This is a genomic window from Flavobacterium sp. MFBS3-15 (genome assembly GCF_026107645.2).
In the GTDB taxonomy this organism is placed as follows: domain Bacteria; phylum Bacteroidota; class Bacteroidia; order Flavobacteriales; family Flavobacteriaceae; genus Flavobacterium.
In genome coordinates, this window is sequence record NZ_JAPCHV010000009.1 from 22304 (window position 1) to 34226 (window position 11923).

At 43.7% G+C, this 11923-nt stretch carries 11 protein-coding genes; 10 read left to right on the forward strand and 1 reads right to left on the reverse strand.

Annotated elements, in window-relative coordinates:
- The first annotated feature begins 13 nt into the window (after window positions 1–13).
- The 9 genes from OGH69_RS09270 to purD all read left to right on the forward strand — a co-directional run bounded on the left by OGH69_RS09270 (window position 14) and on the right by purD (window position 10714).
- Complete coding sequence (locus tag OGH69_RS09270; protein ID WP_265174182.1) at window positions 14–1279, forward strand: flippase; 1266 nt, start codon at window positions 14–16, stop codon at window positions 1277–1279.
- A 24-nt stretch (window positions 1280–1303) separates the two neighbouring features.
- Window positions 1304–2107, forward strand: coding sequence for a glycosyltransferase family 2 protein (locus tag OGH69_RS09275; protein ID WP_265174183.1), 804 nt, complete (start codon window positions 1304–1306; stop codon window positions 2105–2107).
- A gap of 3 nt (window positions 2108–2110) precedes the next feature.
- The gene (locus OGH69_RS09280; RefSeq protein WP_265174184.1) at window positions 2111–3361 is read left to right on the forward strand and encodes an O-antigen ligase family protein; all 1251 of its coding nucleotides are present in this window, start codon (window positions 2111–2113) and stop codon (window positions 3359–3361) included.
- Complete coding sequence (locus OGH69_RS09285) at window positions 3358–4497, forward strand: glycosyltransferase family 4 protein (protein ID WP_265174185.1); 1140 nt, start codon at window positions 3358–3360, stop codon at window positions 4495–4497. The genes OGH69_RS09280 and OGH69_RS09285 overlap by 4 nt, the downstream gene beginning before the upstream one ends.
- A 104-nt stretch (window positions 4498–4601) precedes the next feature.
- Window positions 4602–5714 carry a DUF1972 domain-containing protein gene (locus OGH69_RS09290; protein ID WP_265174186.1) on the forward strand — a complete coding sequence of 371 codons (1113 nt, stop codon included), beginning with the start codon at window positions 4602–4604 and terminating at the stop codon, window positions 5712–5714.
- A complete protein-coding gene (locus OGH69_RS09295; RefSeq protein WP_265174187.1) occupies window positions 5650–7014 on the forward strand; it encodes an O-antigen ligase family protein in 1365 nt (454 codons plus the stop codon). The genes OGH69_RS09290 and OGH69_RS09295 overlap by 65 nt, the downstream gene beginning before the upstream one ends.
- On the forward strand, window positions 6959–7942 hold the full coding sequence (locus tag OGH69_RS09300; RefSeq protein ID WP_265174188.1) for a UDP-glucuronic acid decarboxylase family protein: 984 nt from the start codon (window positions 6959–6961) through the stop codon (window positions 7940–7942). Before OGH69_RS09295 ends, OGH69_RS09300 begins: the two co-directional genes overlap by 56 nt.
- 3 nt (window positions 7943–7945) lie before the next feature.
- On the forward strand, window positions 7946–9313 hold the full coding sequence (locus OGH69_RS09305) for an undecaprenyl-phosphate glucose phosphotransferase (protein WP_265174189.1): 1368 nt from the start codon (window positions 7946–7948) through the stop codon (window positions 9311–9313).
- Between the two features lie 129 nt (window positions 9314–9442).
- Complete coding sequence (purD, locus tag OGH69_RS09310; RefSeq protein ID WP_265174190.1) at window positions 9443–10714, forward strand: phosphoribosylamine--glycine ligase; 1272 nt, start codon at window positions 9443–9445, stop codon at window positions 10712–10714.
- Here purD and OGH69_RS09315 read toward each other — a convergent pair.
- A complete protein-coding gene (locus OGH69_RS09315) occupies window positions 10709–10939 on the reverse strand; it encodes a DUF6341 family protein (protein ID WP_265174191.1) in 231 nt (76 codons plus the stop codon). The two genes, purD and OGH69_RS09315, sit on opposite strands and share 6 nt — an antisense overlap.
- Window positions 10940–10988: 49 nt before the next feature.
- Between OGH69_RS09315 and OGH69_RS09320 the strand changes: the two genes are divergently transcribed.
- Window positions 10989–11918 carry a DUF6427 family protein gene (locus OGH69_RS09320; RefSeq protein WP_265174192.1) on the forward strand — a complete coding sequence of 310 codons (930 nt, stop codon included), beginning with the start codon at window positions 10989–10991 and terminating at the stop codon, window positions 11916–11918.
- The last annotated feature ends 5 nt before the right edge of the window (window positions 11919–11923 follow it).

Sequence of the window (11923 nt, forward strand, 5' to 3'; positions counted from 1 at the left end):
CTTTGCCTAACCCATGAATTCTGATTTCAAAAAAATAATATCTACATCAGGCATCAATTTTCTTTTCAGGATTTTCGGGCTTACCATGTCTTTCGTGACAAGTATTATGATCGTAAGGCTGTTTGGTCTTGACGTTTCAGGCAGATATTCGATAGTATTTACTATTTCGCAAGCTGCTGCAATGCTTCTGGCGTTAGGCATACCTAACGCAATGGTTATGATAGTAGGCAACAACAGACTGGATATGGGACAAGCCAAAAAGCTTTTAATCCAAGGTCTTAGGGTTACTCTTTTGTTTGCGGCATTGCCCTCATTGTTTTTTTTCTTTGGGTCAGATTTTATAGCGGTAAAGCTATATGATGATAAGGAACTCATCAATTATTTTTTGATGCTAATCATATCATTACCGCTTTTTATATTCCATGAGCTTTTTTTATATTTTTTCATTGCCACAAAAAAATTTATAAAATACGGCTTGCTGATGTTTGTTTTGCCAAATGTTTTGCTGGCGGTTTTTCTATACCTGTTTTACAAGTTAGGTTACAGAGGGCATTTCAGCTTCTTGGCATTCGCTTTGTCTATTGGATTAGTGGTCCTTATAGAAGCATTTTTGGTTTTTGATCTAAAGCCTTCTAAAAAAGAAAATATACTGTCTACAAATGAGTTAATTAAAACAGCATCTCCTATGATGTTTAGCGGGCTTTTTTTGTTTTTGCTAAACTGGACAGATGTGCTCATTTTGGGAACGATGGTTGACAAAACTCAAGTAGGAATATATTATAACGCTTTCAGGGCAGGCAGTGTTGGATCACTGGTCATTATTTCGGTTAACCTTATTATCATGCCAAAAATGGCCGAGCTGTACGGTAAAGGGAACTTGTCCGATTTTAAAAAACTGGTAAATAATACAACACGAATCGTTGCAGGACTTTCTGTACCTGTAACTGCAGGGCTGATACTGATGGCACCCTTTATATTGTCATTTTTTGATGAGCAGGCCGTTGAGGGTGCCGAAACAATGATTATTATTGCAGTTGGGGTATTTGTTAGTGCGGCATTGGGGAATGTTGACCAGATACTCAATATGTCCGGTAACGCAAGAATTTTCAGGAATATTTCTCTTGCCTGCTTTTTTGTGAATATTGTGCTGAATTATTATCTGATACCTCTGTATGGCATAAACGGTTCTGCTTGGGCTAGCCTTATTACCAATGTATTGCTCAATGTAGTATGCGTTTTATACATAAAAAAGAAACTGGGGTTTTATACATTTGCCTGAGACCAGTAAAATAATGAATTGCTTATGGAGCTGTCGGTAATCATAGTGAATTACAATGGGATGAAATACCTCAAGGGGTGTTTCGATTCTTTATACGATAAACTCTCCGGGATCAATTTTGAAATCATTGTGCTGGACAATATGTCGGCAGACGGCAGCTGTGAATACATAAAGCAACACTACCCTGAAGTTCGGCTTATAGAAAGTAGCCAGAACCTTGGCTTTGGGCGGGGTAACAACACTGCGGTGGAAGTTGCGAAGGGCGAATACCTCCTGCTCATTAATAATGACACGATAGTACAGGATCACCTTGCACCCGCATTGGATTTTGTACAAAAAGATAACACCATTGGCGCTTTGGGCATACGGATGCTCGACGGTAATGGCAATTACCTGATTTCGGCAGCCAACTTCCCCAACCCATTCAATATGGTACGCCTGAAAAATATGTTTCTTATGGGACCTGAGTTCAGGAGCGGCAATTTCACAAAGGCGTTTTATGATGTAGACTGGCTGGGGGGCTCATTCCTGCTGATGCCAAAAAAAATATACGACAATGTTGGAGGCTTCGACCAGGATTATTTTATGTATGGGGAAGATGTAGACCTTTGCAAAAAAGTGGCTGATGCCGGTTATAGAAGGGTTTTCATGCCGGGTCTCAGCTATATTCATTTTGTAGGATATAACAACTCACGGGACAACCTCGTGGTAAAAGGCCATGAAATGTACATTGAGAAGCATAAGTCTGGCATCGACAAGATGCTTACTACGGCAGCATTGAGCATCAATAAGATGATAAAGAAAGTAAAAAAAGTAATAGGCCTGTAAAGCATGGTTACAAAGATTGAAAAGAAAACGGTTTACACGGCGCTGTTTATTCTGATAGCGTTATGCCAGTTGTATGTTGAATCCTTCCGGATCAACATTTTTTTGCAATTAGGCATACTGGGATTCTGTGCCCTGCTCGAACCGATACGTTTTTCGAACAGGCTGTACCAGCACCTTGCTAGTATTGTAATGGTGCTGCTTATCGGCTTGATAGGTATGGCAATTCACAGGTACGGTCCCTCAACGATTTTTAAAGACCTGTTTCATTTTATCAAACCTATATTGGGACTTTTGCTTGGCTATACGTTTTTCAAACGCATAGGCGATTTCAGGATGTTTGCAAAAACAGTTGTAATAGCGTCTGTAGTTACCGCTTTGATCCACTTTGGCATAATTGTACTCTTTACCGATTTTATGTCGGGTTCTATAGAGCAAATACGGCTTTATACACGGGATAATTTCCTGGAGATATTCGGTTTGTTCCTTTTAGTTTACTTTCCAAAGTTTGAAGGAAGCGAAATTTTTGAAAAGCATTATTACAAATGGATTTGCATGGTGGTATTATCGGTTTCGGCTTTTTTGTATTTCTCAAGGACCATGATAGTTATTGCTGCGGTACTTTGGCTTGCTATGAAGGGTTACACCAGGATAACCCAACAGGGACTCAAAGCCATTAGCATTGTGATTTTATTGATTGGCCTGTTTTATGTTTATTTATATAACGCCAATATAAAAAGGGGAGCTACAGGACTCGAAGGCTTTCTTTACAAGGTAAAGATTGTACCCGAAGAGCTGTTTACCTTCAATATAGACAGAGAAGACCATGCCGATCTTTGGGACCACTGGCGCGGATATGAGGCAAAGAGGGCATTGGAATTGATGAATGACCATCCGTCATCCTACCTATTTGGCACAGGTCACGGTTCACTAGTGGATTTGAAATTTTATGCCCCACTCACTGGAGACAAAAAAGGAATCCGCTTTATTTCAGAGCTTCATAATGGGTATATTTATCTCCTGTATAAAACAGGCATTTTGGGGTTGCTTATTTACATTTTTGTGCTTTTACGCTGGTATGCCTACATTTATAAATCGAGAAACCTCGCCAATGTACTTATTTCAGCCGCAGGTATTATCTTCTTAATGACTACCGTAATGATAACGGGCATGTATAACAGCAAAGACATTATTATTTTTATTGTTGGCGGTATGTTCTGGCATTTGCATTTAAAAGAAAGGAAACGTTTGTCATGAAAAATATCCTGGTTATACATCAATCCGCTGAGCTGTATGGGTCTGACAAAATGCTGCTTACACTGCTTTCCCGGATTGACCGCGCAGTTTTTAACCCGATAGTCATATTACCGGGAGAAGGCCCGTTGAAAGAAGAGTTTGAAAAGCTGGGCATCAGGGTATTTATAGCGCCTGTACTAAAGCTGTATAGGGATATGTTTACACCGGCAAAACTGCTGAATTTTGTTAAAGGCTACAGGCAAACCATGAAGATACTTGGCAAATTGCATAACGAATATAAATTTGACCTGGTGTACTCCAATACGCTGGCGGTATTGTCGGGAATGCTGTTTGCGCGGAAGAAAAGGCTGAAGCATGTATGGCATGTCCACGAAATAATTGAGCACCCTAAAATGATTGCCAATGGGTTTGCATGGCTTTTAAACAGGTATGCCAACACGGTAATTTGCATATCGTATGCCTGCAAAGACAATCTTACCAAAAGACAGGCAGGACTTGAAAAAAAATGTGTGATTATACATAACGGTCTCCAAACCGAAGGTGAAGGAATGGCCCTAACCAATCAAAAAGAAATTTTTGGCTTTGCACCTAATGATATAGTGGTAACCCTTGTAGGCAGGATTAGCCGCTTTAAGGGCCATAAATGGCTTATGAGTTCCTACATAGGCTATCTCAGGGATACAGGCATAAAGTTGTTTATAGTTGGATCTACCGTGCCGGGACAGGAATTTTATCTTCATGAGCTTGAGGAGATGATAAAAGATCACCAACTTGAAAATAAAGTTATCCTGTTACCTTTTACAAAAAATATGAAAGCGGTTTGGGCTGCGACAGATATCGGCGTTGTGCCTTCTACCGAACCGGAACCCTTTGGGCTTGTCGCATTGGAGGCGATGCTCGCACAAAAACCTGTAGTAGCGTCCAACCACGGAGGACTTACAGAAATTGTCGTTGATAATGAAACAGGCTATCTGGTACACCCTGGCAATGAGGAATTGCTTGCAAATGCCATTAAAAAATTGGCTTATGATGAAGTTTTACGCGCAAAACTTGGCAATAACGGACAGGAAAGAGCATTTTCTCATTTTTCTGTAACTAACTATGTGGCGCAGATAAGCAAAATACTTGATGCATAATCCAGGAGGCATCAGCTTAGGCAATAATTTCTATGCTAATTTTTTAATACTCCATATTCTATTTATGTGTATTTTTGGCGCGCAGTGAAAGGAATCCGGATTAAATGAAAGTAGCTATACTCGGTACAAGGGGCATCCCGAACCATTACGGTGGTTTTGAACAGTTTGCAGAATATTTCTCGGTATACCTTGCAGAGAGGGGGCATGAGGTATATGTGTACAACTCGCACAACCATCCATACCAGGAAAAAATGTTTCACGGCGTACACATACTCCACCAGTACGACCCCGAGTATAAAGTAGGCACGTTCGGCCAGTTCATTTATGACCTTAACTGCATACGCGACATCCGGAAGCGCAACTTCGACATCATACTACAGCTTGGTTATACCAGCAGCTCCATTTGGCATTTCCTTTTGCCTAAAAGCGCCATAGTGATTACAAATATGGACGGACTTGAATGGAAGCGGTCCAAATATTCAGCCCCGGTGCGAAAGTTTCTTAAATATGCCGAAAAGCTGGCTGCCAACCACAGCGATTACCTCGTGGCCGACTCACTGGGAATACAGTCGTTCCTGAAAGAAGAATATAAAAAGGACTCTGCCTACATAGCCTACGGGGCACACCCGTTTTATTCGCCCGATGAAAGCATTCCGGATTTGTATAATGTACAAAAGGGCAATTTCAACATGATCATGGCGCGCTTTGAGCCGGAGAACAACCTGGACATGGTGCTTAGCGGCGTGGTTTTGGGCAACGACACAACGCCAATACTCGTGGTGGGTAAGCACGAAACAAAGTATGGCGCTTACCTAAAAGAAAAATTTAAAAACTATCCGAATATCAGGTTTACGGGAGGCATATACAATATACAGCACCTGGACAGCCTGCGCTATTATTCAAAAATATATTTCCATGGGCACTCGGTTGGCGGCACCAACCCGTCGTTGCTCGAGGCCATGGCATCGCACGCACTTATCGCGGCACACAATAATAATTTTAACAAAGGCGTTCTACAGGACAATGCTTATTATTTTGCCAACCCGCAGGAGGTTGCGGCGCTGCTTGCAACATTGTCAAAAAGCAGTAATTTGCAAAAGATTGAGAACAACTTTAAAGCTATAGAGAAAGATTTTAACTGGGAGAAGATTAATGGGGAATATCTACAACTTTTCGAGCGATGCCTTGCTAAAAAGAATCGGGCTTTCCCCGGGTAAAAAGCTATTGGTTTTTTTCGTATCGGCGGTGTTGGTTACGCTGCCTCTGGGGTATGCCTATAACAGCATCACCATTGTGCTGTTCGTTTTATATTCAGTGCTGTCGGCAAAACGGGATGGTATCTATTACAACAGAGCATTATTGCTGCCCATGCTCATGTACCTGTTCATGGCACTTTCCCTGCTATGGTCTGTAGACTGCAACAGCACTTTCAGGGCACTCTCCAAAGAAGCCTCATTGCTCTTCATCCCATTGGCATTTTGCTTCAATAACAGGTTCATCAGGATGGGACGAAAAGATATCCTGAAAAATTTCAGCATTGCTATGGTGCTTGCCGCCCTCTTTTTTGTGGGCAGGGCTGTAGTCAGGTATACCCAAACCGGAAACCCCGAAGTGTTTTTTTACCATGAGCTGTCTACATTCTCTGTCAACGCCATCTACCTTTCGGCATTGTTCTCGGTGCCATTGTTTTACTTCCTTACGGTAAAAAACAAGACATGGTGGGCTTATGCCTGCTTCATATTCCTTTTTGTTGTGATAACCCTGCTGTCATCAAAAACAGTCATATTCATAGATGTCCTGCTTACGGCTACCTACATGCTTTTTTATTCGCGGATGCCTAAAAAAGCCAGGGTTACGGTATTTGTTGCATTTATGGCATCTGCTGTGGCACTGGGCTATTATGGCAAGATAAAAGAAAGGCTTGTGGAAGAATTCACCACTCAGGCAACCCTTGCAGATGGCGTAAACAACCTTACCGTAAAGGATGCGTGGACAAAGGAAAAATTTTCGCACAACGATTACTTTAACGGTGTTGCCTTCAGGGTATACCAGGGGAGGGTATTTACAGAGCTGGCCGCCGAAGACCCTGCCATGATGCTTACCGGATACGGGCTCAATGCATCATCGCACAAAGTAAATGAAAAAGGGACAAGCCTGAACGTACACCCGGGAAGCGGTGACGGAATAAACTATGGGTACAGCCTTCAGAATTTCCATAACCAGTATATAGAAACTTTTGCCGACCTTGGCATTTTCGGGTTTTTACTATTGCTTGTACTATTAGGCATTAACCTAAAAAAAGCGCTTCAGGGCAAAGATTTTGTGCATATTGCTTTTGCAATTCTTATGATAGCCTTACTTTTGACGGAATCATTTTTATGGAGGCAGCGCGGAGTGGTGTTTTTCACTGTTTTGTATTGCCTGTTTAATGGCCTGGCGCCAAAAGGTTTTGGAAAAAGATATGAAAAGAATCCTGATAACGGGAGCGGCAGGCTTCCTGGGGTCACACCTATGTGACAGGTTTATAAAAGAAGGTTATTTTGTGATAGGGATGGACAATCTCATCACAGGCGACCTTAAAAATATTGAGCACCTTTTTAAACTCGAAAACTTCGAATTCTACCATCACGATGTTACCAAGTTTGTAAACATTCCGGGACATCTTGACTATATATTGCACTTCGCATCGCCTGCAAGCCCTATCGATTACCTTAAGATACCTATCCAGACGCTGAAGGTAGGATCATTAGGCACGCACAACCTGCTTGGGCTTGCCAGGGTTAAGAAAGCAAGGATACTTATTGCTTCTACCTCCGAGGTATATGGTGACCCTTTGGTACACCCGCAAACCGAAGATTATTATGGCAACGTAAACACCATAGGCCCGCGCGGGGTGTATGACGAAGCTAAGCGCTTTCAGGAATCCATTACCATGGCCTACCATACGTTTCATGAGGTAGAAACACGCATTGTAAGGATTTTCAATACTTATGGGCCACGCATGAGGCTCAACGACGGCCGTGTTATCCCTGCCTTTATAGGCCAGGCTCTAAGAGGCGAGGATCTTACCATATTTGGCGACGGCATGCAAACACGCTCTTTCTGCTATGTGGATGATCAGGTAGAAGGTATTTTCAGGCTCCTGCATTCCGACTATGTTTACCCGGTAAACATTGGCAACCCCGATGAAATTACCATTAAAGACTTTGCCGAAGAGATCATAAAGCTTACGGGTACCGACCAAAAGGTAACCTACCACCCATTGCCGGTAAATGACCCGCTGCAGCGGCAGCCCGACATCACCCTGGCTAAAAGGCTATTGGGTTGGGAACCAAAAGTGGGCCGCGCCGAAGGGATGAAAATAACCTATGATTACTTCAGGTCGCTTTCGACCGAAGAACTGCAAAAGGAAGAGCATAAAGATTTTTCAGGATTTATACATTAACCGATGATCTTATCCGGGAAAGGAAGGTATTCTAGATATTTAAGGCCTGTTACCATACTGTTCGATGTATTGGTGATAACCGTGCTGTTCCGGTTCTTTTTCCGCGAGCATGGCCTAAATTACCTCCATTTCGGCGCGTACCAAATAGCTTGCTGGGGCATCATTTCCTATTTTTCGGGGTTTTATGCCGTATACCGCTATACTACGCCCATAAAAATCATCACCAAACTCATGGGGCAGGGCATACTGTTCCTGCTATGCGTTATCGCATTTTTCCCCTTTGCCAAGGATACCATTTTCAGCGGCCAGGCCATTGCAGAGTACCTGCTGGCAGCCTTTGCAGCCATAACGCTGTGTAAATTCCTTACTTTTTATTACCTCAAGCGCTATAGGGTAGCCACAGGCAGCAACTACCGTAAGGCCGTCATCATCGGCTATACCCAGCAGGCTATCCGCCTAAAGGAGGTTTTCGAAACACGTCCGGATTACGGATACCGCTTCGAGGGCTTTTTTTCGGATAAAAAAACAAACCCTGATGTGAAAGGGAAAATTGCTGACATAGAAGCCTATGTACAGGAAAACAGTATCGATGAAATATACTGCTCGCTCAACGAGATAAGCAACACGCAGCTGAAAGAACTGGTAGAGTTTGCCGACATCAATAAAAAGACAATAAAGTTCATCCCTGACACCGATGGCATATTTGCCAAGAACCTGAGGATGGATTATTATGAAATGTTCCCGGTGCTCTCGCTGAAAAAGACAGCACTGCATGACCCGTTTGCACAAATGGTAAAACGGGCTTTCGACATCATTTTTTCATTGCTTGTCATTACCCTGCTGCTTTCATGGCTTACCCCTTTGCTTGCCCTGCTGATAAAGCTTGAGTCACGCGGGCCGGTGTTCTTTAAGCAAAGCCGTCCGGGAATCAACGAGAAAGAATTTTTCTGCTACAAATTCCGCTCCATGCAGATCAATGAGCGCACAGAGCAGTCGGTGGTTAAAAATGACCCGAGGATAACCCGTATAGGCAAATTCATCCGCAAGACCAGCCTGGACGAAATGCCGCAGTTCTTCAATGTGATTAAGGGCGATATGTCGGTGGTAGGCCCGCGCCCGCACCTTTGGTCGCAAAATAACCTGTATAGCCACCGCATCAAAAAATACATGGTGCGCCTGTATGTAAGACCCGGAATTACAGGGCTTGCGCAGGTAAGGGGATCTAGGGGCGAGATAAGCAGCAATGAAGATATGGTGTTCCGGATCAAGTACGATGTGTTTTATATCGAGAACTGGTCGCTCCTGCTCGATATCAAGATAATAATACAAACAGTTGTAAACATATTCGCCGGCGACGAGAAGGCCTACTGATGCCTGCAGTGTGAATTTTTATCCGTATTGAAAACATTGGGAAAACTTATACCCTGTTCCTATGCGGTTACGTTTGTCTTCTTTATTTTTGCAGAGGCTAACCGCAATAACAACTAACAACAACACAACATGAAAATTTTACTACTTGGTTCCGGCGGAAGGGAACATGCACTGGCATGGAAAATGCTGCAAAGCCCCCTGTGCGAAGCGCTGTTTGTAGCACCGGGAAATGCAGGCACCGCAGCCATTGCTACAAATATCAACATCAGTCCGGTAGATTTTAGCGCAGTAAAAGATACAGTCCTTACCCACGGCATCGATATGGTGGTGGTAGGCCCCGAAGACCCGCTGGTAAAAGGCATTTCCGATTTTTTTAAAAAAGACAGTGAGCTTGCCGCAATCCCGGTAATAGGCCCGTCACAATATGGCGCACAGCTGGAAGGCAGCAAGGAGTTTGCCAAGCAGTTCCTTATAAAAAATAACATACCCACCGCGGCTTACGACAGCTTTACCAAAGACACCGTAGAGCAGGGCTGCGAGTTCCTTACCACATTACAGCCACCGTATGTATTGAAGGCAGACGGACTTGCCGCAGGCAAAGGCGTGCTTATCATCAGCGACCTGGCCGAAGCGCAGCAGGAACTGAGGAATATGCTGGTGGATGCCAAATTTGGCGAAGCGAGCGCTAAAGTCGTGATAGAAGAATTCCTGGACGGCATAGAGCTGAGCTGCTTTGTGCTCACTGATGGCAAAAGCTACAAGCTGCTGCCGGCCGCAAAAGATTATAAAAGGATAGGAGAGGGCGACACCGGACTGAACACAGGCGGTATGGGTGCCGTATCGCCGGTGCCGTTTGCAGATGCGGAGTTCATGGAGAAAATTGAAACACGCATTGTAAAGCCAACCGTAGAAGGGCTGAAGAATGACAATATCGACTATAAGGGGTTTGTATTCATAGGCCTTATAAAAGTGGGGAACGACCCATTTGTTATTGAATACAACGTGCGCATGGGCGATCCTGAAACCGAGGTGGTAATACCAAGGCTAAAGTCGGACCTGGTAGAGCTGTTTGTGGCGGTGGCCAATGAAAAGCTGGGTGAGGCAGAACTTGTTATTGATGAGCGAAGCGCTGCTACCGTAATGGTGGTGGCAGGCGGCTACCCCGAGGCGTATGGAAAAGGCGATGTTATATCGGGGCTTGAAAAAGTGGAAGGCTCCATAGCGTTCCATGCCGGGACAAAGCCGGATAACGGGCAGGTAGTAACCAATGGCGGCCGTGTTATTGCGGTAACATCCTACGGTGATACCTTTATGGAGGCCATAAAAAAATCTTACCAAAACATAGCAGGGCTACATTTTGATAAGATGTATTTTAGAAAGGATATCGGGCTCGACTTATGATAAGAAAGAGTGAGCCGTAGTGTCCTGGTCGTCGTCGTTATTTTGCTTGAAGATGGTAAGCTGCTTCAGCCAGTACCATGTAGCTGCACAGCAGATGATGATGAATATCCAGGTGATGATGTTGGCGATCCACCAGTTTTCCAGCTCAAGCGCACGGAAAAAGTTCATCGGTAAAAAAAGGATATCGGTAAAAAGATAGCCAAGGCCTTCGAAAAATGCTTTCATCTTTAGATCAAGTATTATATTTACAGTCACAAAAGTATAAAATAATCGCATGTTTGCAAGTGTTTTTAATAAATCCAGGCCTATAAATTATGCCCTCATTGGCGGTGGGCTGGTTTTATTCTATTTTTTATACCTTTTTAAGGACGACAGCTGGACCGGCAACTACCTGCTCATACTCGAAAAGGCAGGATTGCTGCTCTTGCTGGCAGGGTCGCTTTTCCTTACTAATTTTGTAACCCGCAGGAATACCCTGAGCAGGGCCAACACCTATGCCATGTTCCTGTTTTTTGTTTTCCTGGTGCTTTTTCCTACCACACTGGTCAATACCAGGATCATCATAGCCAACTTTTTCCTGCTGCTGGCACTGCGCAGGCTGGTGTCGCTCCAGTCGCTAATTACCCCAAAGGAAAAGATATTTGATGCTTCCTTTTGGATATTTGCGGCGGCCGCATTCCATTTTTGGTGCATTATCTATATAGGTCTTGTGTTCATCTCCATAATTTTCCACGTATACCGTGACTACCGCAACTGGATCATTCCATTCATCGCTTTTTTTGCCATAGCGGTAATATATGCCATGGCCGGTTTTATAACGGGGCAGGATTTTTTAGACCGTGTTTTGGACGAAACCCACATCAGTTTTGATTTCACCTATTTTGAAAATATCTACCAAAACATAGCGCTGGCGGTTTTTTCATCAGTAGCGGTGCTGTTTGCCATACCCTACGGATTTTCAATCAGCAGCAAGCCGCTTAACCTCCAGTCGTCTCACAAAAAGATATTGTATTCGTTCCTGATAGGCGTAGGCATCTATGCGCTTTCTAACCATAAAAACAACAGCTTCCTGGCCTTTACCTTTGCGCCGCTGGCCATTATGGGGGCCAATTACCTCGAAAGCCAGGAAAACGCATGGTTCAGGGAAATTGCGCTTGCGGTTATCGTATTGATTGCCGTGGGGTTGTTTATGGTGCAGTTATAAGCGGC